Source organism: Serratia sp. OLAL2 (assembly GCF_002752475.1).
GTDB lineage: Bacteria > Pseudomonadota > Gammaproteobacteria > Enterobacterales > Enterobacteriaceae > Serratia > Serratia bockelmannii.
Genome location: NZ_MSTL01000018.1, coordinates 475276 through 498285 on the forward strand (window position 1 = coordinate 475276; position 23010 = coordinate 498285).

At 61.9% G+C, this 23010-nt stretch carries 17 protein-coding genes; 10 read left to right on the forward strand and 7 right to left on the reverse strand.

The features are described from left to right. The first annotated feature begins 215 nt into the window (after positions 1 to 215). The 3 genes from BVU99_RS15710 to BVU99_RS15720 all read left to right on the forward strand — a co-directional run bounded on the left by BVU99_RS15710 (position 216) and on the right by BVU99_RS15720 (position 3716). The gene (locus BVU99_RS15710) at positions 216 to 1619 is read left to right on the forward strand and encodes an NAD(P)/FAD-dependent oxidoreductase (protein WP_099817260.1); all 1404 of its coding nucleotides are present in this window, start codon (positions 216 to 218) and stop codon (positions 1617 to 1619) included. After that, entirely contained in the window at positions 1609 to 2832 is a 1224-nt protein-coding gene (locus BVU99_RS15715; protein ID WP_099817261.1) for an FAD-dependent oxidoreductase, read from the forward strand. Before BVU99_RS15710 ends, BVU99_RS15715 begins: the two co-directional genes overlap by 11 nt. Positions 2833 to 2945: 113 nt before the next feature. Beyond that, positions 2946 to 3716: a DeoR/GlpR family DNA-binding transcription regulator gene (locus BVU99_RS15720; protein WP_099817262.1), complete on the forward strand. Its 771-nt coding sequence runs from the start codon at positions 2946 to 2948 to the stop codon at positions 3714 to 3716. Positions 3717 to 3764: 48 nt separating this feature from the next. Here the strand turns inward: BVU99_RS15720 and BVU99_RS15725 are convergent, their stop codons facing one another. The 3 genes from BVU99_RS15725 to BVU99_RS15735 all read right to left on the reverse strand — a co-directional run bounded on the left by BVU99_RS15725 (position 3765) and on the right by BVU99_RS15735 (position 8964). Further along, positions 3765 to 6059, reverse strand: a complete 2295-nt coding sequence (locus BVU99_RS15725; RefSeq protein ID WP_099817263.1) for an FdhF/YdeP family oxidoreductase — start codon at positions 6057 to 6059, stop codon at positions 3765 to 3767. A 206-nt stretch (positions 6060 to 6265) separates the two neighbouring features. Then, entirely contained in the window at positions 6266 to 7939 is a 1674-nt protein-coding gene (gene ggt, locus BVU99_RS15730) for a gamma-glutamyltransferase (protein ID WP_043143523.1), read from the reverse strand. A gap of 161 nt (positions 7940 to 8100) precedes the next feature. After that, positions 8101 to 8964, reverse strand: coding sequence for a LysR substrate-binding domain-containing protein (locus BVU99_RS15735; RefSeq protein ID WP_025302888.1), 864 nt, complete (start codon positions 8962 to 8964; stop codon positions 8101 to 8103). Positions 8965 to 9107: 143 nt separating this feature from the next. Between BVU99_RS15735 and BVU99_RS15740 the strand changes: the two genes are divergently transcribed. Together BVU99_RS15740 and BVU99_RS15745 are read left to right on the forward strand one after the other, a co-directional pair. Further along, the gene (locus BVU99_RS15740; RefSeq protein ID WP_099817264.1) at positions 9108 to 10247 is read left to right on the forward strand and encodes an agmatine deiminase family protein; all 1140 of its coding nucleotides are present in this window, start codon (positions 9108 to 9110) and stop codon (positions 10245 to 10247) included. A gap of 76 nt (positions 10248 to 10323) precedes the next feature. Next, a complete protein-coding gene (locus BVU99_RS15745) occupies positions 10324 to 11019 on the forward strand; it encodes a class I SAM-dependent methyltransferase (RefSeq protein WP_099817265.1) in 696 nt (231 codons plus the stop codon). Here the strand turns inward: BVU99_RS15745 and BVU99_RS15750 are convergent. Continuing rightward, positions 11016 to 11684, reverse strand: a complete 669-nt coding sequence (locus tag BVU99_RS15750; RefSeq protein WP_225735578.1) for a TetR/AcrR family transcriptional regulator — start codon at positions 11682 to 11684, stop codon at positions 11016 to 11018. The two genes, BVU99_RS15745 and BVU99_RS15750, sit on opposite strands and share 4 nt — an antisense overlap. An 82-nt stretch (positions 11685 to 11766) precedes the next feature. Between BVU99_RS15750 and BVU99_RS15755 the strand changes: the two genes are divergently transcribed. From BVU99_RS15755 to BVU99_RS15775, 5 genes are all read left to right on the forward strand, one after another. Further along, positions 11767 to 13281, forward strand: coding sequence for an MDR family MFS transporter (locus BVU99_RS15755; protein WP_099817266.1), 1515 nt, complete (start codon positions 11767 to 11769; stop codon positions 13279 to 13281). 129 nt (positions 13282 to 13410) lie between these two features. Beyond that, a complete protein-coding gene (locus tag BVU99_RS15760; RefSeq protein ID WP_099817267.1) occupies positions 13411 to 14553 on the forward strand; it encodes an efflux RND transporter periplasmic adaptor subunit in 1143 nt (380 codons plus the stop codon). Between the two features lies 1 nt (position 14554). After that, on the forward strand, positions 14555 to 17692 hold the full coding sequence (locus tag BVU99_RS15765; protein WP_099817268.1) for an efflux RND transporter permease subunit: 3138 nt from the start codon (positions 14555 to 14557) through the stop codon (positions 17690 to 17692). A 1-nt stretch (position 17693) separates the two neighbouring features. Beyond that, a complete protein-coding gene (locus BVU99_RS15770; RefSeq protein WP_144334744.1) occupies positions 17694 to 19136 on the forward strand; it encodes an efflux transporter outer membrane subunit in 1443 nt (480 codons plus the stop codon). 155 nt (positions 19137 to 19291) lie between these two features. After that, positions 19292 to 19645 (forward strand): DUF1493 family protein, encoded by a 354-nt coding sequence (locus tag BVU99_RS15775; RefSeq protein ID WP_025302880.1) that lies wholly within the window; start codon positions 19292 to 19294, stop codon positions 19643 to 19645. A 14-nt stretch (positions 19646 to 19659) separates the two neighbouring features. Here the strand turns inward: BVU99_RS15775 and BVU99_RS15780 are convergent, their stop codons facing one another. From BVU99_RS15780 to BVU99_RS15790, 3 genes are all read right to left on the reverse strand, one after another. Further along, entirely contained in the window at positions 19660 to 19857 is a 198-nt protein-coding gene (locus tag BVU99_RS15780; RefSeq protein WP_168186799.1) for a heavy-metal-associated domain-containing protein, read from the reverse strand. A gap of 73 nt (positions 19858 to 19930) precedes the next feature. After that, positions 19931 to 20401, reverse strand: coding sequence for a Cu(I)-responsive transcriptional regulator (cueR, locus tag BVU99_RS15785; RefSeq protein WP_049295646.1), 471 nt, complete (start codon positions 20399 to 20401; stop codon positions 19931 to 19933). Continuing rightward, positions 20398 to 22968 (reverse strand): heavy metal translocating P-type ATPase, encoded by a 2571-nt coding sequence (locus BVU99_RS15790; protein ID WP_099817270.1) that lies wholly within the window; start codon positions 22966 to 22968, stop codon positions 20398 to 20400. Before BVU99_RS15790 ends, cueR begins: the two co-directional genes overlap by 4 nt. Positions 22969 to 23010: the final 42 nt, after the last annotated feature.

Here is a 23010-nt window from a genome sequence, read left to right on the forward strand (position 1 = left end):
GTTGGTTGTATGACTGTTTTAATAATCTATCTTCAATTTCACACATTAAAGCAACATAAATCACAAGATAAAATAACCCCGCGTGATCGACCTCATACTTTTTGCTTATCACCGCGTTCTGCGGCTTTTTTTTGGGAGTTGTGTTGTTTTTACCATTTCAAATGCGGTTATTGTGTGGTTTTATTGTGGTTATCACATCAAAACGGGACATCAGCATGATGGAAGAACAAACGGATTGGGACATTGTCGTGATTGGCGGCGGTGTGGTCGGGTGTGCGGTATTCCGCCAATTCTGCCTGATGGGCGCCCGAACGCTGCTGTTGGAAAAGGGAGGCGATATCCTGTCTGGCGCCAGCAAAGCCAACAGCGCGCTGCTGCACACCGGCTTCGATGCGCCCAGCGGCAGCCTGGAACTGCATTGCATGCAGGCCGGGTACCGGGAATTTATCGCCATCCGCGAACGGATGAATTTGCCGCTGTTACCCACCGGCGCCTTGGTTGTGGCCTGGGATGAGCAGCAGTTGGCGGCGCTGCCCGCGATCGTGCAGCAGGCGCACGACAATGGCGTGCTGGACGTGGCACATATCGACGCCGCCGAGCTGTATCGCCGTGAGCCACAGCTGGCGCCCGGCGCGTTGGCGGCGGTCGAGGTGCCGGGAGAGAGCGTGATCGATCCCTGGAGCACACCGCTGGCGTACCTGACGCAGGGCGTCAAACACGGCGGCAACTATCGCTTCAATACCGAGGTGACCGGCGCCGAACGCGTGCCGACCGGCTGGCGGCTAACCAGCAACCGGGGTGAGTTTCACGGCAAAATCGTCATCAACTGCGCCGGCAATCAGGGCGACCGGGTAGAAAGTTTCTGCCATCAGCCCGAGTTTGAAATTCGCCCGCGCAAAGGGCAGTTTCTGGTGTTCGACAAGGCCGCCGCCGGGCAGGTCAACGCCATTATCTTGCCGGTGCCGACGGCCATCACCAAAGGGGTGCTGCTGTCGAAAACCATCTTCGGCAATCTGCTGCTGGGGCCGACCGCCGAAGAACAGCAGGATCGAGAAACGGCAACGGTAGACGAAACCAAAATGCGCGAACTGATCGAACAGGGCACCCGGCTGCTGCCCTCGCTGGCGAATTACAGCGTGACCGCTAGCTATGCCGGATTACGCCCGGCGACCGAACAGAAACACTACCGCATTCAGCACTATCCCGAGCGGCAGTGGATCTGCGTGGCGGGCATTCGCTCCACCGGCCTGACGGCGGCGCTCGGCATCGCGCAATACGTGGAGCAGCTTTACCGCGACCATTTTACGCCGTGCTTCACGCCGACGGCGCCGCAAACCGTGCATTGGCCGCAGATGCCGATGCTCGCCGACTACGCGCTGCGCGATTACGCGCGCCCGGATAACGGCGGCATCGTTTGCCATTGTGAGCTGGTGACTCAGCGGGAGATTGAGGCGACGTTCGATTCCGCCGTGCCACCGGAGTGCATCGGCGGGCTGCGGCGCCGCACGCGCGTGATGATGGGGCGCTGCAACGGGTTTTATTGCAGCAGCCGGGTGGCGGAAATGGTAGGCGATCGTTTTGGCCAGACGCTGGCCGTAGGGAGCATTGATGAAAACTGAGTATCAGGTGGCGATTGTCGGCGCCGGGCCGGCGGGGATCGCGGCGGCGACCGCGCTGCGGCAAGCGGGGATCGAGGATGTGGTGATCCTGGAGCGGGAACGGCAGGCGGGCGGCGTGCCCAGACACTGTCGGCACCCCACCTTTGGGCTGCAAACGTTTTATAGGCCGATGCTGGGATCCACCTATGTCGATAAAATACTGGCGCGCGCCGGGCAGGTGGAGATCCGTACCGGCGTGACGGTGCTCGCCATCAAGCCGGACGGCGAGCTGACCATCACGGATCGCCGCGGCGTCAGCACGTTGAAAGCGCAGCGGGTGATCCTGGCGACCGGCGTGCGCGAGACGCCGCGCCATCCGCGACTGGTGAGCGGGCTGCGGCCGCAGGGCGTACTCACCGCCGGTGCGCTGCAGCAGTTCGTCTATCTGCGCGGGCTGCAGCCAGGTAAGGCGCCGGTGGTGGTCGGCACCGAGCTGGTCAGTTTCTCCGCGCTATGGACGCTGCGCAACGCCGGCGTGCGCGCCGTCGCCATGATTGAAAGCGGCGGCAGGCCCGTCGCCTGGAGGTTGAGCGCGCTCTATGCGCGTCTGATGGGGGTGCCGATTCATTATTATTCGCGGGTGACCGATATTGCCGGCCACGATCGGGTTGAGTCCATCGAGGTGGAAAACCGCCAGGGGGAGAAGCAGCGCATCGCCTGCGACAGCCTGATCTTCACCGGCCGCTTCACCGGGGAATATACGCTGATCCGCCAGAGCCACCTGGCGCAACGGCCGGAGAGCGGCTGCCCGTTGACCGATCAGTTCGGCCGCTGTTCCGACGCCGCCTATTTCGCCGTCGGCAACATGCTGCATCCGGCGGACATGGGCGACCAGTGCTATCAGGAAGGGCTGCGCGTTGGCGAGGCCGTTGCCCGTTCGCTGCAGCGCACGCTGCCACCGGCGCGGCAAATCCTCCCGGTGCGGCATGACGAACGGATCCGCCTGACCGCGCCTACCAACGTGGCGCTGTCAGGCAAAGCCACCACGGTCACGATCAATATGCGCGTGGAACAGGCGGTGTCCGGTTCGGTGGTGGTGCGGCTGGGCGACGAAGTGCTGTATCGCAAAACGCACCGCTGCCTGCCGGAACGGCGGATCCTGCTGCGCAACATCGCCTTGCCGCCCGACGGCGAGCGTGACGCACTGCACATCAGCATAGAATCCGCCGGGTGAACGATGGCAACGGCTTGCGTCTAACGCCCTGAAACCCGTAGTATTCCGTCAGTTAACGCCGCAAGTCTCGGCGGAGGCAGTCACTCTTACTAAAGGCAGCGAGTGTAATGTGAATGGATATCTCTAATTCCGTGGAAAGGCGCAATGAAATACTGGCGCTGATCCAGGCCAACGGCCGGGTTTACGTGAATGAGCTGGCGGATAAATTCCAGGTTTCGCAGGAAACCATTCGGCGCGACCTGAACAAGCTGGAAGACTATCGGCTGATCAAGAAGATCCACGGCGGCGCAGTGAGCAGCCAGTTTAAATTCGAGCATGAATTCAACGAGCGGGCCAAAATCGCCGAGGCCGAGAAGCGCGCCATCGCGGAGAAAGCGGCGACGCTGCTCCAACCGGGCGATACGGTGTTCGTGGATTTCGGCTCCACCACGCTGGAGTTTGCCCGGCAGTTGGCGACGATCGATCAACTGACGGTCATCACCAACTCGCCGTTGATTGCCAACGTCTGTCTGGAAAATGACTCCATTGACGTGGTGCTGATCGGCGGGCAGTTCATCGACTCCAAAATGGCGTGCCTGGGTGCAATCGCGTTGAATAACATCGAGGCATTTTTCGCCGATTACGCCATCATCGGTGCCGGCGCGGTCAACGTGCAGACCGGCGTAATGGATCAGAACGTCAATGAAGCGGCCATCGCGCGCAAAATGATTGCCCAGAGCCGCAAGTGCATCGTGCTGGCCGACGAAAATAAGCTGCGCGGGCATGCGATGACCCTGGTGGCCAAATGGCCCGAGGTCGATTATCTGGTGACCTCCGACAGCGGTAACGCATTAGAAGGCTTGGTTTTCCCCGCCAACGTTAATGTGTTGGTGGCGCAGGTCTAAAGGGGGAGAAGCCTTTCTCCATGCGGAGAAAGGCTCAAACCGCTTCCGTCAGGCGATATCGACCGCGCGCACCTCTTTGGATCTCAACTTCACGCGGATCGGCACCGATTTATACGAAGGCGTGCCGCTTTCCTCATCGATGTAATGCAGCGGTACCAGCACGTTGGCCTCCGGGTAGTAGGCGCCGACCGAACCGGCTGAGATGTTGTAGGCGATCACCGTGATGCCCTCCAGGCGCAGGGTGCTGCCGGGCAGCGCCGTTTCCAGATCGACCACGTCGCCATGTTCCAGCCCCAAACGTTGCAGATCGCTGTCATTCATGAACAGCACGTCGCGCCGGCCGAAGACCCCGCGGTAGCGATCGTCCAGAGCATAGATGGTGGTGTTGTACTGATCGTGGCTGCGCAGCGTGATCAGCCGCAGCGTGTCTTTGTCTGTCGTTATCTCGTCCTCATGCAGCCCGCTGAATACGGAAAACATCGCCTTGCCCGTCGCCGTCGGCCACTGGCGTTCGGTCGGCGGCAGCGGCATGCGGAAGCCGCCGGGTTGGCGAATACGCGCGTTGTAATCGTCGAAGCCGGGAATGGTTTTTTCGATCAGCTCGCGGATCACGTCGTAATCTTCGATCAGCTCATCCCAGGGCACCTTGCTGGCGGGCATCACCGCTTTGGCCATGCCGGCCACAATGGCGGGTTCCGAACGCAGCAGTTCCGACGCCGGTTTTAATTTGCCGGATGACGCATGCACCATCGACATCGAATCCTCCACCGTCACCGATTGCCGCCCGCCGGCCTGCATGTCCAGTTCGGTGCGGCCCAGGCAGGGCAGAATGAGGGTTTCTTTTGCCACCAACAGATGGCTGCGGTTGAGTTTGGTGCCGATATGCACGCTTAACTCCAGGGCTTTCATCGCCGGGAAGCTCTGCTCGGGGTCCGGCAATGCTACGGCGAAGTTGCCGCCCAGGCAGATCAACGCCTTCGAGGCACCATCGATCATCGCCTGCATGCATTTCACGGCATCGTGACCATGGGCTTTGGGCGGCGTGAAGCCAAACACCGTTTCCAGCTTTGCCAAAAAATCGGCCGACGGTTTTTCGGTGATGCCGACGGTGCGGTTGCCCTGCACATTGGAGTGGCCGCGCAGCGGGCAGATGCCGGCGCCCGGTTTGCCGATGTTGCCGCGTAGCAGCAGCAGATCGGCGATCAGGCGCACATTGGCCGTCCCTTTATTGTGCTGCGTAATGCCCATGCCGTAGGTCACGATGGTGGCGTTGGATTTTGCGTAGGCGGTGGCGACCCGTTCCAGGTCCTGGCGCGCCAGGCCGCTCTCCGCTTCGATAGCCTCCCAATGGGTGGCCGCCAGATCGGCGGCGAAAGCGGCAAAGCCTTGCGTGTGCTCGGCAATAAAGGCGTGATCCACGGCGTTGCCTTGTGTTTCATCCAGCTGCAGCAGCGCTTTGGCGATGCCTTTGAGCGCTGCGGCGTCGCCGCCGGCCTTGACCTGATAGTAGGTGGACGCGATAGGGGTCGAACTGTAGGTCGCCATTTCGATGACGTTTTGCGGATCGGTGAAACGCTCGAGCGCCCGCTCGCGCAGCGGGTTAAACACGATAATCGGCACCTTTTTACGCGCCAGTTCATGCAGCGTGCCCATCATGCGCGGGTGATTGGTGCCCGGATTGTGCCCGATGGAGATAATCAGCTCCGCGCTGTCAAAGTCGTCCAGCGACACGGTGCCTTTACCGATGCCGATCGACTGGGGCAGGCCAACGCTGGTCGGCTCATGGCACATATTGGAACAGTCGGGGAAGTTATTGCTGCCGAACTCCCGCGCAAACAGCTGGAACAGATAGGCCGCCTCATTGGACGCCCGGCCGGAGGTATAAAACTCCACCTGCTCCGGCGGCAGCGTTTGCAAAACGGCGGCGATGCGTTGAAACGCCTCATCCCAGGCCAGCGGGCGCAATGTGTCCGTCCCGGCGTCATAGCACAGAGGGGTTGTCAGGCGGCCATAGTCTTCCAACTGGTAATCGGTTTTCTGCAGCAGCGACGTTACGGTGTTCTGCGCCAGAAATTCGGGCGTCACGCGCTTGCTGGTCGCTTCCCAGGTCACGGCTTTGGCGCCGTTTTCACAAAACTGGAAGGTAGATCGATGTTCTTTATCCGGCCATGCGCACCCCGGACAATCAAAACCGTCGGGTTGATTGGTGCGCATCAGCGTCACCGGCGCTTCTAAGGTGTCCATCTGCGTGCGCACGGCGATGGCCGTCGCTTTTAGTGCGCCCCAACCGCCGGCGGGCCCATCGTAGGGATGCACCCCGGGTACTGCTCGTCTTTTCGCCATTGTTGATTGCCTCCGACATCGCTTACGATAAATGCAGGTGATTGATTTACTGAAAATATTATTTTTATCGTCCAAGATGGAACGCAAGCGCCGTCGCCGTTAAACGCGAGCCTGTCGATTCAGTATAGATGAGTGAAAAAGGGAGCAACGTCAGTCTGTGCGGGGAGAACGGCGGCCCGGCGTGGCTGAAGCGGGCCGCCGGCGCGTTACTTTTTCACCACCAGTCCGACGCCGCGGCCGCGCGGATCTGATGCGGTTTCCGGCGTGCGGCCATCGATGCGGATAGCCTGAATATCCCCCATGTTCCAGCCCTGGTCTTCGAGGGTGTAACCCATGGCCTTCAGCTCGTCCGCCGGTTTGCCGGTCAGCGGCGCAAAGCTGTCATAGTAGACGGTGTCCTTCGGCAACAGCTGATGGTGCACGCGCTGGGCGGCGACCGCCTGCGCCAGCGGCAGGTGGTAATCGTAGAGGTTGTTGATCACCTGGAAGATCGAGGTGAAGATGCGTGAACCGCCCGGGGTGCCGATCACCAGGGTGACGTCGCCGTCGCGGGTGATGATGGTCGGGCTCATCGAGGAGAGCATGCGCTTGCCCGGCTCGATGGCGTTGGCGTCGCTGCCCACCACGCCGAAGGCGTTGGCGACGCCGGGTTTGGCGCTGAAGTCGTCCATCTCGTCGTTAAGCAGGAAGCCGGCGCCTTTGACCACCACGCCGCTGCCGAAGTCCCAGTTGAGCGTATAGGTGTTGCTGACCGCGTTGCCGGCGGCATCGACGATCGAGAAGTGGGTGGTTTGGTGGGTTTCCAGCCCCGGCCGCACCTTTTCGGTCGGCGAGATCGCCGTCGGGTTGATCTCGGCGGCGCGTTTTTTCAGGTAGTCGGGGGCGATCAGCTGCGCTTCCGGCACCTGGGTGAAGTCCGGATCGCCGAGGTAGTCGGCGCGATCGGCGAACACGCGTTTTTCGATTTCCGCCAGCAGGTGGATGTAGCGCGCCGAGTTCAGCGGCACGCCCTTGAAGTCGGCGGCGCGATCTTCTTTGATCCCCAGCAGCTGCGCCAGCGCGATGCCGCCGGAGCTGGGCAGCGGGGCGGTATACACGGTGTTGCCGCGCCAGCTGATGCGCATCGGTTCACGCCATTTCACCCGATAGTCGGCCAAATCCGCCGCGCCGATCAGCCCGTTGTCGCGCTGCATTTGCGCCACCAGCAGGCGAGCGGTTTCGCCGTGATAAAAATCGTCGGCGCCCGATTTGGCGATGCGCTCAAGGGTGGCGGCCAGCTCCGGCTGCTTGAACACCGTGCCGGGCTTCATGGCGCCGAAATAGTCGCCGAAGTTGGTTTTACCGGCGAACAGCTTGTTGGCGTCTTCGCGGTACTGATACTGCTGATCCGCCACGGTGAAGCCTTGCCGGGCGTAACCGATCGCCGGCGTCAGCAGCTCGGCCCAGGGCAACTTGCCGAAGCGTTTATGCGCTTCCCACAATCCCAGCACGGTGCCCGGCACGCCGGCGGCGCGGCTGCCCACCAGGCTGAGATTCTCGATCACTTCGCCTTTCTCGTTCAGATACATAGTTTTGCCGGCGGCCTTGGGCGCCACTTCGCGGTAGTCGAGGAAATAGGGTTTGCCGTCGACGTACAGCGTCATAAAGCCGCCGCCGCCGATATTGCCGGCTTCAGGGTAGGTAACGGCCAGGGTAAAGGCGGTGGCGACCGCCGCATCGACCGCATTGCCGCCGGCCTGCAGAATGTGCGCGGCGACCTTGGCGCCATACTGATCCGGGGCGGCGACCGCGCCGGCGGTCAGTTCGGCGGCAAAGGCAGCGGGAACGGTGCAGGCAAGGGCCACGCTCAGAGCTATCGTTTTCAATAAACCGGCAGACATAGAAGATCCTTTTAGCGATGTTCAGTTATCAGGTGAATTCAACTAATTATTTTGAAACAGCAGGTTAGCGCGTTTTCTTCGGGCTGTTGCGACGCTTTATTGAAAGTAGCAGCGGGCAGGCGGGGCCGCCTGACCAGAGTAGCAAATCGTGACGTGGCGCGTTATGCGCCGGCGGGCAGCGCCGACTGCAGCCATTGGCAGAAGTGCCGGGCGAGCGGATTGTGTTCGCTGTCGCGGTGCAGCAGCCACGCCCAGTTGGCGCCGCGCACGCGTTGCTCGGTTAACGGTTGCAGCAGCCCGGCGTCGCGCGCGTGTTGCGCCAGCAATTGGCTGACCAACGCGATGCCGAGGCCATTGCAGGCGGCGTCCAGCAGCAGACCAGGATCGGAGAAGTTCAGCCCGCTGTCGCGCTGGCCGACGTGCGCGCCGCCCGCCACTGCCCAGTGGCTCCAATCCATCTCGCGTTCGCCGTGCAAGGTCACGCGCTGCTCCGGCGTCAACGCCAGCAGGCTGGGGTGGCAGGCGGGGTAGAGTCGGTCGGTACAGAGAACGTTAAAGGTGCAGTCCGCCTGCGCGCTGAGATCGTCACGGATCGCCAGATCGATGCTGTCCGTCGCCATATCCGGCGGTTCAAAGCTGGTGAACAGCCACAGATCGATCTGCGGATGCTGCCGATTGAAATCGCCCAGCCGCGGCGTCAGCCAGTGGCGGGCAAAGGCCGGGGTGGTGTTAACGATCAGTTGGTTGGGTTTGCGGTACTGATCCAAACGGCGAATGCCGACGGCCAGCTGTTGCAGCATCACCTGTGCGGTGCTGAACAGATCGTGGCCGGCGTCGGTCAGCGCCACGCTGCGGCCGGTGCGGAAGAACAGCGGTTGCTCCAGAAACGCCTCGAGGCTGCGGATTTGCTGGCTGATCGCCGACTGAGTCAGGTGCAGCTCTTCGGCAGCCTGATGAAAACTGCCCAGGCGCGCCGCCGCTTCGAAACCGCGCAGGGCGCTCAAGGGGGGCCAGTGTTTTAACATTATCGATAAGCCTGTCTAATCAGATATCCGCTAAATATATCGTTTGTCGCGGTGGCAGGGGAAGACTAGCATGGGATTCAAGCGCTGGAGCGTAAAAAAACCGGCTAACAGTTTGAATTTAAATCAATTTAAAGAGGCTATTTATGTCAACGCGTCGCACCTTTATCAAGCAGCTTTCGGCGGTGGCCGGTGTGAGCTTGACGGCATCATTGGGCATCCCGTTACGCGGTCACGCGAAAGCTGCGCTTAATCCGGCCTGGCGGATGCCCGACGAAGGGGAACCGCAACAGCGGGCGTTTCTCGCTTTCGGCGCGCAGCGTGCGATTTGGGGCGGGTTCACCGCGGACGTGCAGGCAGCGCAGGGGCGCATCGCCCGCGCCATCGCCGACTTTCAGCCGTTGACGGTTTTTTGCCGCGGCAATGAACGGCAATTGGCTGAGGCCACCTGCGGCAGTCACAACGTCAGCTATGTTGTCACTGAGCTGGATGATATCTGGATGCGCGACATCGGCGCCAATTTCGTCGTCAATGACGCCGGCGAACTGGGCGCGGTGGATTTCAACTTCAACGGCTGGGGCGATAAGCAGCAACATGCCAGGGATGCGCGTCTGGCAGGGTTTGTCGCCAGGCGATACGGCGTCGCTCAACCGCGCCGCAGCGCGCTGGTAGGCGAAGGCGGCGGCATCGAGGTGGATGGGCACGGCACCGGCATCATGACCGAGAGCAGTTGGGTGAATGCGAACCGCAACCCGGGCTGGAGCCGAGACCGGGTTGAGCAAGAGCTGAAGGCGATGCTCGGCCTGCGCAAAATTATCTGGCTGCCGGGTATTAAAGGCCGGGACATCACCGATGCCCACGTCGATTTTTATGCCCGTTTCGTGCGGCCTGGCGTGGTGGTGGCCAACCTGGATACCGATCCGGCCTCTTATGATCATGCGGTTACCCAAGCGCATCTGGCGATCCTCAAAGCAGCGACCGACGCCGACGGCCGCACGCTGCAGGTACATACGCTTTCGCCGCCGCGGGCACCGCGCGAAAGCCGATTCAGTCGCCGCAACCCCGATTTCGCGGCGGGCTACATCAACTATTTCGTCATCAACGGCGCGGTGATCGCCCCTGAATTTGGGGATCCGCAGGCGGATAAGGCGGCGTTTGCGCTGCTGTCGGCGCTCTATCCGCAGCGCAAGGTGGTGCAGCTGGAGATCGACGCCATCGCCGCCGGCGGCGGCGGCATTCACTGCGTGACCAGCCAACTGCCGGTGCATGGCAAGCCAGACCAGTGAGTGTTCAAAAAATGCGCACGCGGTTGTTTGTCACCATAGGGTGTGATTGGCTGAGTGGAAACATAAGGAGGCCATAATGAACGACTCACCCTTGAGCATTCCCACCTGGTATCGCGATCCGCACGCAGAACAGGCCATGGCCGAAGGCCATGCGCCCATCTGGCGGCATCTGCTGAGCCTGGTGCCGGAACACGAATTGTCCGGCGTCAAGGTGCTGGACTTCGGCTGCAATCAGGGCGGTTTTCTGCGTCTGTTGCACCAAATCCGGCCATTTCGTGAAGGACTCGGCGTCGATATCGCCCGCCAGTCCGTCGAACAGGCCAACCGCCTGAAAGGAAACCTGCCGATCGGATATCAGACCGACACGCGGTTGACGGGTTATGAGAACCACTTCGATATCGCCTTCAGTCATGAAGTCATCTACCTGATCGAAGATATCGCGCAGCATGCCGCCGATATGCTGCGGGTGCTGAAGCCGGGCGGCGTTTATTATGCGGTGACCGGTTGCCACACCGACAACCCGCTGTGGCCGCAATGGCGCGAAAGGGTGGCTGAACAGACGCATACCGTGGTGCAGGATCGCGCTCTGGACGACTATGCGCGCATTTTCTCCGCCGCGGGATTCCAGGTCTCTGCCCGCCGGCTGGGCTTTTCCGGCTTCGTGCCCTATGAGCCGGACGGCTGGATGCCGAATATCGCGGCGGCGATCGACTACTATTGGCACACCAAAACGGTGTTTAGACTGGTTAAACCCCCAGTGCCGGTGAGTTAACGCGCCGGGCCGATGCCGTAGCGCAGCAGGGCAATGGCGTGGCGGGCGATATCCTCGGCGTTTAGCTGGCCTTTATCCCGTTCGCGCCGCCATTTGGGTGCGGTGGCCAGCGGCAGCAGCGTGATGCCGAACAGCGTAAAGAACAGCAGGGCAGGCTCGAGATCGGGATTGAGTTTACCCTGCGCCTGCCAGCGTGCGATGGCTTGCAACGCGATCTGATGGCGTTCATTACCGAATCGTTCATCCATTCTCTGTTTCAATACGCCACTTTCACTCATGACCTCCCGCAGCCACAGCGGGGCGAACCAAGGGTGTTCCAACGCGATGTCGATAAAACGTTGCGCTAGCTGGGTGAACGCGGTGACGGGATCGTCCGCGTTGGCGTCGAACACCTCGCCGGCCATCTTGCGCACTGGCAGAAAGCGCTCTTCGATCAGCACGTCCAGCAACTGTTCCCGGTTATGAAAGTAGTAGTGCAGCATGGCCGGGGTGACGTTTGCTTCGCGCGCAATGGCATTCAATGAGGTGTCTACGATCCCCTGGCGGGCAAACAGGTTCAGCGCGGTATCAAGCAAATGCTCGCGTTTGTCCGCCCCTTTGGCACCGCCGCTCGGCCGGCCGGGGCGGCGAGGCTTGGCGGGAGTTTGAACGTTTCGTGCTGTCATCGCGATAAGATCCATTGACCGGAAAAAAGGATGACTCATATATTAATTATGCGATTAATTAATTACAAGTGAACTGACTCCGATGACGATTGAAAACCCGACAATCCGGCCCGATCACGGCGGGGCGCCTGCCAAGGCGCCTTCGCTCCCGTTGCTGTTTTCCGCGTTGCTGCTGGTGATGCTACTGGCGGCGCTGGATCAAACCATTGTCTCCACCGCGCTGCCGACCATCGTCGGCGAGTTTGGTGGTCTTGAGAAACTGTCCTGGGTGGTGACAGCCTATCTGCTGTCTTCCACTATCGTGGTGCCGCTGTACGGCAAATTCGGCGATCTTTTCGGCCGCAAGATTGTGCTGCAAATCGCTATTTTGCTGTTTTTGCTTGGGTCGGTACTGTGTGGGCTAGCGCAAAACATGACACAGCTGATTATGATGCGCGCGCTGCAAGGGTTGGGCGGCGGCGGGCTGTTGGTGGTCACTTTGGCGGTGGTCGGCGACGTGATCCCGCCGGCGGAACGCGGCCGTTATCAGGGGCTGTTCGGTGGGGTATTCGGCCTGGCCACGGTGGTGGGGCCGTTGATCGGCGGCTTACTGGTGCAGCATTTTTCCTGGCGCTGGATTTTCTACATCAATCTGCCGCTGGGCCTGTTCGCCCTGCTGGTGATTGGCGCGGTATTTCAGTCGCAGGTTAATCGAGTGCGACATGAAATCGACTTCCTCGGCGCCGGTTACCTGGCGATGGCGCTCACCTGTATCATCCTGTTCACCAGCCAGGGCGGCACGGTAATGGCCTGGTCGGACGGCCAGCTGTGGTGCATTCTGGCCTTTGGCCTGGTGTCGCTGGGCGGCTTTATCTATGAGGAACGTCTGGCCGGTGAACCGATCATTCCCCTCGGGCTGTTTCGCAACCGCACCTTCGTGCTGTGCGGCCTGATCGGCTTTATCGTCGGCATGTCGCTGTTCGGCTCCGTAACTTTCCTGCCGCTGTATCTGCAGGTGGTAAAAGGCTCGACGCCATCGCAGGCCGGGATGCAGCTGCTGCCGTTGATGGGCGGCCTTATGGTCAGCTCGATCATCAGCGGGCGGATCATCAGCAAACGCGGTAAATATCGCCTGTTCCCGATCGTCGGTACCCTGTGTGCGCTGGGGGCGATGACGCTGCTCGGCACCCTGACCAATAACACGCCGGTGCAACAACTGTATCTGTACCTTTGCCTGCTGGGATTGGGGCTTGGCATGGTGATGCAAGTGATGATTTTGGCGGCGCAAAACAGCGTGGAGCCCCGACATATCGGGGTCGCGACGTCCAGCGCCACGCTGTTCCGCTCTATCGGCGGTTCGATAGGCGTGGCGGTGTTCGGGGCAATTTTCACGCAGGTGTTGCACACCCGTTTGGCGGCGCTGTTGCCGGAAGGCGCGCAGCTGCCGCGCGCGCTCGGCGCAGAAGCGGTGCACCATTTGCCGGCGGCGCTGCAGCAGGATTACCTGCAGGCCTTCGGCGGGGCGATCCATTCGGTGTATCAAATTGCCGCCGGGGTGATGGCGCTGGCTTTTGCGCTGACCTGGCTCTTGAAAGATGTGCCGCTGCGGCACAAATAATCCCGATACCGGCCGCTCCGGCCGGCTCAGCCCGACGGACTTTTACCGAATCCTTACGCAACCCTTTCAGAAGCGAATGTCTGCATTCGATATATTGAGAATAGTCATTCTCAATGGGATCGTATTGCAATGCAGAGAAAAACGCTTTTGGTGCTTGGGCTGTCGCTGTTGCTGGCTGCCTGCGATGGGCAAAACGCCGGTGCGCCGACGGGCGCAGGCGGTGAGCAGGAGGTCGGCGTCGTCACGCTGCGCGGCCAGTCAGTGACCCTGAGCAGCGAGTTGACCGGCCGGGTCAACGCCACCATGACTTCCGACGTGCGGCCGCAGGTCGACGGCATCATCAAGCAGCGGCTGTTCACCGAAGGGGCCGAGGTGAAAGCCGGGCAGGTATTGTACCAAATTGACCCCGCCAGCTATCAGGCCAGCTACGATCAGGCCGCCGCCCAGCTGAAAAACGCCCAGGCCACGGTGCAATCCACCCGGCTCAAATCACAGCGCTATGCGGCGCTGGTGAAAGAGAACGGCGTTTCTCAGCAGGATGCGGACGATGCCAAAGCCGCCTATTTGGCGGCCGTGGCGTCGGTGGCCCAGTATCAGGCAGCGCTGGAGACGGCGCGCATCAACCTCGCCTATACCCAGGTGCGGGCACCGATCGCCGGCCGCATCGGCATCTCATCGGTGACGCCGGGCGCGCTGGTCACCGCCAGCCAGACCGATGCGTTGGCCACCATCCGCGCGTTGGATCCGATCTATGTCGATCTGACCCAGTCCAGCGCCCAGTTGCTTAAACTGCGCCGTCAGCAGGCCGCTTTGCAGCGCGGTGCGGTCACGCCGGTCGCCATCAAGCTGGAGGACGGCACGCCTTATGCCCACGCCGGCAAGCTGGAGTTGACCGAGGTGGCGGTGGATGAGGCCACCGGTTCGGTCACGCTGCGTGCGGTGTTCCCCAACCCCAAGCATGAGCTGCTGCCCGGTATGTACGTCCACGCCACGGTGGATAATGGCGTCGATCCCAAAGCCATTCTGGCGCCGCAGCAGGGCATCACCCGCAACGCCAAAGGGGAAGCCACCGCGTTGGTGGTGGACGAGCAAAACAACGTGGCGCAGCGCATCGTCAGCGCCGAACGGGTGGTGGGCAGCAACTGGCTGATCGGCAGCGGGCTGAACGAAGGCGATCGCCTGATCGTCGAAGGCACCGGCAAGGTCACGATCGGCGCCGCGGTGAAGCCGGTTGAGGTTTCAGTCGACAAAACCGAACGCGGGGAGCAGTGATATGGCGCAGTTCTTTATCCAGCGGCCGGTATTCGCCTGGGTGATTGCCATCATCATCATGCTGTGCGGCCTGATGTCGATCAATTCATTGCCCGTCTCGCAGTACCCGGATGTCTCACCGCCGCAGATTTCCATCTCCGCCACTTACCCGGGCGCGGACGCGGAAACGCTGGAAAACAGCGTCACGCAGGTGATTGAGCAGCAGCTCACCGGCCTGGACGGCCTGCTGTATTTCTCTTCGACCAGCAGCTCCAGCGGCTCGGTCAGCATCAACGTCACCTTTGATCAGGGCACCGATCCGGATATCGCTCAGGTGCAGGTGCAAAACAAGGTGCAGCAGGCGGAAAGCCGTTTGCCGAGCGCGGTCACTGCGCAGGGCGTGACGGTCAAGAAATCCCAGAGCAGCTTCCTGCTGATCGTCGGGCTGTATGACGAAAGCGACAAGGCGACAATGGCCGATATCTCCGACTATCTGGTCAGCAACCTGCAGGATCCGCTGTCGCGCATCGAGGGCGTGGGGGACGTGCAGGTGTTCGGCTCGGAATATGCGATGCGTATCTGGCTGGATCCGACCAAGCTGGCGAGCTATGCGCTGATGCCTTCCGACGTGCAGACGGCGATCGAGGCACAAAACACCCAGGTGTCTGCCGGCAAGATCGGCGATCTACCGGCCGCCGCCGATCAGCAGCTGACCGCCACGGTAAAGGCGCAGTCGCGGCTGCAAACGCCGGAACAGTTTCGCAATATCATCCTGAAAAGCGACAGCAGCGGCGCGCTGGTGCGGCTGGGTGACGTGGCACGGGTTGAGCTGGGCAACGAAGACTACTCCGCCAGCGCGCACCTCAATGGCCACCCGGCGGCGGGGATCGCGGTCAAGCTGGCGGCGGGCGCCAACGCCCTGAGCACCGCCAAACTGGTTAAGGCCAAGGTGGCGGAATACCAAAGCGCGATGCCGCAGGGCTACAAGGTGGCCTACCCGAAAGACAGCACCGACTTCATCAACATCTCGATCGAGGAGGTGGTGAAAACGCTGTTTGAAGCGGTGGTGTTAGTGGTGGTGGTGATGTTCGTGTTCCTGCAAAACCTGCGCACCACGCTGATCCCGACCATCACCGTGCCGGTGGTGTTGCTGGGCACCTTCGGCGTGCTGGCGGCGTTCGGCTATTCGATCAATACCCTGACGCTGTTCGGCATGGTGCTTGCGATCGGGCTGTTGGTGGACGACGCCATCGTGGTGGTGGAAAACGTCGAACGCGTGATGCGTGAAGATAAACTGCCGCCGCGCGAGGCGACGGAGAAATCGATGCGCGAGATCACCGGCGCGCTGGTCGGCATCGCGCTGGTGCTGTCGGCGGTGTTTCTGCCGATGGCGTTCTTCGGTGGTTCCACCGGGGTGATCTACCGTCAGTTTTCAATCACCGTCGTCTCCTCGATGGTGCTGTCGGTGGTGCTGGCGTTGACGCTGGCGCCGGCGCTGTGCGCCACATTGCTGAAATCGACGCATGAAGAACAGACCGACAAAGGGCTGCTGGGTAGATTCAACCGCGGTTATAACCGGCTGCAGGAGAAGTACGCCGACAAGGTCGGCGCAGTGATCCACCGGCCAACGCGCTATCTGCTGCTGTACGGTCTGCTGTTGATCGCCGCGGCCGTGATGTATCTGCGTTTGCCGACCGGTTTCCTGCCCAATGAGGATCAGGGTTCGGTGATGGTGCAGTACACCTTGCCGGCCGGCGCCACCAACGCCCGCACCTCGGCGGTGAGCGAGGCGGTGACCGCCTATTTCCTCGATCAGGAAAAGGCCAACGTCAGCACCATTTTCACCATCAACGGTTTCGGCTTCAGCGGCAGCGGGCAAAACGCCGGCATGGCGTTCGTCAGCCTCAAAGACTGGATCCAGCGCAGCGGCAGCGAGAACACCGCCGACGCCATCGCCAAACGCGCCATGGCGCACTTCGCTTCGCTGCGCGACGCCCAGGTGTTCTCCATGAGCCCACCGGCGATCGACGGTTTCGGTCAGTCCGACGGCTTCACTTTCGAGCTGCAGGCCAAAGGGGCGACCACCCGCACCGAGCTGCAGGCGATGCGCGACCAGATCGTCGCCGCCGCCGGCAACAATCCGGCATTGCTGGCAGTGCGCGCCAACACCTTGCCGGACACCCCGCAGCTGCAGGTGGTGATCGACAACGGCAAGCTGCAGGCGCTCGGCCTGAGCGCCGGTGACGTCAACAGCACCCTCAGCAGCGCGTTCGGCAGCACCTACATCAACGACTTTATCGACCGCAACCGGGTGAAAAAAGTCTATATGCAGGGCGACGTGCAGTACCGCGCCAAGCCGGAAGACCTCGACCGCTGGTTTGTGCGCGGCACCAATGCGTCGGGCGCCAGCAGCATGACGCCGTTCTCCGCCTTTGCGTCTTCGCACTGGATCTACGGGCCGGAGAACCTGTCGCGCTATAACGGGCTGTCGTCGTTCGAGATCACCGGGCAGGGCGCCGCCGGCGTCAGCTCCGGTACGGCAATGAGCGAGATGGAGAAACTGGCGGCGAAATACTCCGCCGGCAGCAGCTATTCCTGGAGCGGGCTGTCCTATCAGGAACGGCTGACCAGCGGCCAGGCGTCGTCGCTGTACGCCATTTCGCTCATCGTGGTGTTCCTGTGCCTGGCGGCGCTGTATGAGAGCTGGTCGATTCCATTCGCGGTGATGTTGGTGGTGCCGATGGGCGTGGTGGGCTCGCTGCTGGCGATCACGCTGCGCGGGCTGGAAAACGACATCTACTTCCAGGTGGCGCTGCTCACCATCATCGGCCTGTCGGCGAAGAACGCCATTTTGATCGTCGAGTTCGCCGAGGAGATGCACCAGCGGGGGGAAACGCTGATTGGCGCGGCGGTCCACGCGGCACGCATGCGCCTGCGGCCGATCCTGATGACCTCGCTGGCGTTCACCGCCGGGGTGCTGCCGCTGGCGGTATCCAGCGGCGCCGGCGCCAACAGCCGAATCGCCATCGGTACCGGCATTATCGGCGGTACGATCACCGCCACCGCATTGGCCATCTTTTTCGTACCGCTGTTTTATGTGTTGGTGCGCCGCATGTTTACCCGCCGGCCCACCAACTCGCCGTCTCAGGCAGGAGAATAACGTGTTGCAACGAGTCATGATGTTAACTTTACCGCTGCTGCTGAGCGGGTGTCTGTCGCTGGATCCACACTACCAGCGCCCGGCGGCGCCGGTGCCCGCCAACCTGCCGCAGGGCGAGGCCGCCGGCAAGCAGGCGTTGAGCTACCCGGACGTCGCCTGGCGCGACTATGTGCAGGACGCCAGGCTGCGGCAGGTGGTGGCGCTGGGGCTGGACAGCAGCCGCGATCTGCGCGAGGCGATCGCCAATATCGCCTCGGCGCGCGCCCTGTACGGTGAGCAGCGCTCGGCGCTGTTCCCGACGATCAACGCCACCGCCGACGGCAGCCGCGGGCGTTCGCTGAACGGTAGCGGCAATGCCACCGCCATCAGTCAGAGTTATGAAGCGCAGGCCGGCGTCAGCGCGTTCGAGCTGGATCTGTTCGGCAAAAACGCCAGCCTGTCGCGCGCGGCGTTCGAAACTTACCTGGCCAATTCGGAGGCGGCAAAAAGCACCCGCCTGACGTTGATCGCCGATATCGTCACCGACTGGGTGGCGGTGGCGGCCGAGCGCAGCAATTTGGCGGTGGCGCAGCAGACGATGGAAAGCGCCAAACGTTCGCTGGAGGTGACGCGCAAGAACCAGCAGCACGGCATTGCGTCGCGGGTTGACGTGGCGTCGGCGGAGACCGTTTATCAACAGGCGCGATCGGACGCCGCCAGCTATGCGACCAGCGCCGCGCAGGCGAAAAACGCGCTGGATTTGGCGGTGGGGCAAAGCGTGCCGGAAAATCTGCTGCCGAGCGGTATCGATGGGCTCGGCGAAATCATGCGCAATCTGCCGGCTGGGGTGTCTTCGCAGGTGCTGCTGACGCGGCCGGACGTGCTGCAGGCTGAGCATAACCTGAAATCCGCCAACGCCAACATCGGCTCGGCGCGGGCGGCGTTTTTCCCGTCGATCAGCCTGACCGCCAGCGGCGGCGTGGGCAGCGGTGAACTCTCGTCGCTGTTCAGCCACGGCGCGGGCGTCTGGTCGTTCGCCCCGAGCATCAGCCTGCCGATCTTCAGCGGTGGCTATAACACGTCGCAACTGAACTACAGCAAAGCGCAGAGAGATCTGTATGTCGCCACCTATGAGAAAGCGGTGCAGACTGCATTTCAGGAAACCGCCGACGCGTTGGCGCGTAAAGCGACTCTGCAGGAACAGCTGGCGGCGCAAACCGGCTATGTGGCGGCGGCGCAGCAATATTATCGCCTGGCCGAGTTGCGTTACCGCCAGGGCGTGGACAGCTACCTGACGCTGCTGGACGCGCAGCGCACGCTGTACACGGCGCAGCAGTCGCTGATCGCCGCGCAGCAGACCGCGTACGACAATCAGGCCACCCTGTATAAAGTGTTGGGCGGCGGCATTGCCGCCGAGCGGCAGGGGGACGGCGTCATCGCCGACAAGACGACGCTCAGCCGCTAACCATCGACCGCGCGCGCCAGAAGTGTGGCTGCGCGCGGTTTTTTATGGAAAGTGTAAAGAAACAGAAAACCCGCGCGGCGGCCCGAACTCGCCGCGGCGAGCAGAGTCAGACAGAGAACCGCATTCATCTTTATTCATACCGGCTTGAGGTCGTCATGGCAGAAGACATTCAGCAACAGGTCATCGCGCTTATCGCCGCATTCAACGCGCCTGGGCGGCAGAAGAAGGGCGTGGTCATCACCCCGGAAACCGAGATCAACACCGCGCTCAGTCTGTCGTTCAGCGACTCCAACACGCTGATGCGCCGCTACTTCGATACCTTCGGCGTCGACAGCAGCAATTACAACCACGAGCTGTATTTCCAGCCGCCGGCCAACACCGGGCGCTGGTTTTCCCCCTCCGCCTGCAAAGAACACCCCCGGCCGCTGTGCGTGTCGATGCTGGTACGCTCCGCACGCGCCAAACGCTGGCTGTACGACATCCATTTCCTGATCGAGCAATTGCGCTAAGCCTGATGCGGCGCTTAATCCGCCTCGGCCGGAGGAAAACCGGCTTCGTCCAGCGCGGCGATGAAGGTATCGCTGTGTAACAGACTCTCGATGAGCACTTCCCGTTTGGCCGGCTCGGTTTGAATGCGCGCCTGCGGGTCAACGCTCAGCAGCGTCTGGGTGACAGATTTAGCGCAGCCGCCGCAGGTCATGGCGGGAATATGAAAACGAATCATTTTACTCTCCTCGTCGATTACGGTGTTTGATAACGGTAAAGCTTGCCAGCATGGCAGGGTCAAACTCTTTTTACGGCGATTCACGCAGACGCCTTGGTTTCGGCTCGCGCATCAGCCCGAAACGCGGCGTTTGGCGCGGTATGGCGGCGGCTTCCGGCTCCGCCAAATCGGCCAGAATAGGGCAGTCGGGGCGCGCATTGCCGCGGCAATGGCCGGCAAGGCGTTCCAGTGTTTGCGCCATCGCCTGCAGTTCAACAATCTTGGTTTTCAGCACCGCGATATGTGACAGCGCGACGGCTTTAACATCAGCGCTGGCACGTTCGCGGTCGTGCCACAGCAGCAGCAATGCAGATATCTGCTCAACGGAAAAACCCAGGTCGCGTGAGCGCCGGATAAAGCGCAGGCTATGCACCTCAGGCATACCGTAGTGGCGATATCCCGCATCGGAGCGAGCCGCTCTCGGGATCAGGCCTATTTGCTCGTAATAGCGAATCATCTTCGCCGAAACGCCGGATAATTTGGCGGCTTGTCCGATATTCATCCTGTCCTCCTGTTACGATGATGCCGATATCCCGGTGGGGGGGCTGTTTCTGCCACCGCTGCTGCGCGGCTCTCGACGGCCATCGGCGCGTGGAAACGTTTTAGCCGCAGCGCATTGCCAAGGACGAACACGCTGGAAAGCGCCATCGCGGCGGCGGCGAAGATCGGTGAAAGCAACGTGCCGTTCAACGGATAGAGCAGGCCCGCCGCCACCGGGATCAGTATGGCGTTGTAGGCGAAGGCCCAAAACAGGTTCTGCTGAATGTTGCGGATCGTCGCCTGGCTGAGCGCAATGGCGTTCGCTACGCCGCGCAGATCGCCCGACATCAACACCACGTTGGCCGCTTCTATCGCCACATCGGTGCCTGTGCCGATAGCCAACCCAACGTCCGCTTCCGCCAGCGCCGGCGCATCGTTGATGCCGTCGCCGACGAAGGCGACTTTCGCGCCGCGACTGCGGAAGGATTTCAACGCTGCCACCTTGCCCTCGGGGAGCACTTCGGCCGCGATTTCATCAATCCCCAGTTGCCGGGCGATCGCCGCCGCCGTTGCGGCGTTGTCGCCGGTGATCATCGCAACCTTGAGCCCGAGCGCATGCAATGCCGCGATGGCTTCCGGCGTTGTTTCCTTAATCGGATCGGCAACGGCGATCACCGCAGCCAAACGGCCGTCGATGGCGGCATAAAGCGGGCTTTTACCTTGGGCGCCGAGGCGTTCGGCGACGGACTGAAAACTTGTCACATCAAGCCCGAGCCGTGTCATGAAGCGATCCGCACCGACGGAAACCGCCCGGCCGCCGAGGCTGGCCGAGACGCCGAAACCCGGTACGGCATCAAAACTGTCGACGATGGCGAGCGTGAGATCACGCTGTTTTGCCGCCGCGACGATCGCTTCCGCGATGGGGTGTTCGGATCGCGTCTCGACCGCGGCAACCAGGGCCAACACCTCGTCATAGTCGAAGCCCTCTGCGGGTTCGAGGTCGGTCAGCTCCGGGCGGCCTTTGGTCAGCGTGCCGGTTTTATCGAGAGCGATAACGCTGACATCGCGCAGCGCCTGCAGAGCCTCACCTTTGCGGAACAATACGCCCAGTTCGGCGGCGCGCCCGGTGCCGACCATGATCGAGGTTGGCGTCGCCAGGCCCATGGCGCAAGGGCAGGCGATGATCAGCACCGCGACCGCATTGACCAGTGCGAACGTCAGCGCCGGGGTGGGGCCGAGGACCAGCCAGATCAGGAACGTCAGCGCCGCAGCGGCCATCACAGCAGGAACGAACCACATGGTGACCTTATCGACCAGCGCCTGAATCGGCAGCTTGGACCCCTGCGCTTCTTCCACCAGTCGGATGATTTGCGCCAGGACGGTATTCGCGCCGACTTTTGTCGCCCGGAAACTGAACGCGCCGGTTTTGTTGATGGTGCCGCCGACCACGTCGGCCCCCACGATTTTCTCGACCGGCACCGGTTCACCGGTGATCATGCTTTCATCGACATAAGACGCGCCTTCGATGACCTCGCCATCCACCGCGATTTTCTCCCCCGGCCGGACGAACACCACATCGCCGGCAACCACCTGCTCGAGTGGGATTTCGACCGTTTCGCCATGCCGCTGGACGCGCGCGACCTTGGGTTGAAGGCCGACGAGCCGTTTGATGGCCTGCGAGGTACGCCCCTTGGCGCGCGCCTCCAGCACGCGTCCGAGCAGGATCAGCGTGATGATGACGGCGGCGGCTTCGAAATAAACGTTGGCGGTGCCCTGCGGCAACACCTCGGGGGCGAAGGTGGCGACCAGCGAATAGCCGTAAGCCGCCGCCGTGCCGACCGCAACCAGCGAATTCATATCGGGGGCGCCGCGCAGCAGCGCCGGAACGCCTTTGCGGAAGAAGCGCAGGCCGGGGCCAAATAAAACCAAGGTGGTGAGGACAAACTGGATGTACCAGCTCGTCTGCGCGCCCAACACCTGCATGACCCACTCATGTATGGCGGGAATGAGGTGCGAGCCCATTTCCAACAGGAATACCGGCAGGGTAAACAGGGCGGCACCGAACAGGGCGCGCCGCAACGCGCGCGCCTCGTTTTCGCGCTGTTCGGCGGCCTGGTCGCCCGCGCTGGCGCTATCCGCCGTCAAGCGACGAGACGTATAACCGGCACGGGTGACGGCGGCTTCCAGATCGCCTGCGGATACGGTGCCGGCCAGGTAGCGCACCCGCGCGCGTTCGGTCGCCAGGTTGACATTGGCCTCGATCACGCCGGCAACCTGGGCCAACGCTTTCTCCACCCGGCCGACACAGGAGGCGCAGGTCATGTTTTCGATCGCCAGTTCGGCGGTTTCCTCTCGCACCGTATAGCCGGCGCCTTCAATAGCGCGAACGGCTGCCTGCGGATCGGCCTGACCGTTGAACGTGATGTCGGCGCGTTCGGTCGCGAGATTAACCGTTGCCGCCTGTACGCCTTGAATCGCGGTCAAGGCACGCTCGACGCGCCCGACGCATGAGGCGCACGTCATGCCTTCAACCGGCAGGCTCAGACGCGCGGACGAAGGCTGAGGTAAGTGGGTATGGGATGAGTTCATGTTACGTGCCCTTAAAAGAGTAACGGATATCAAAAGGCTAGA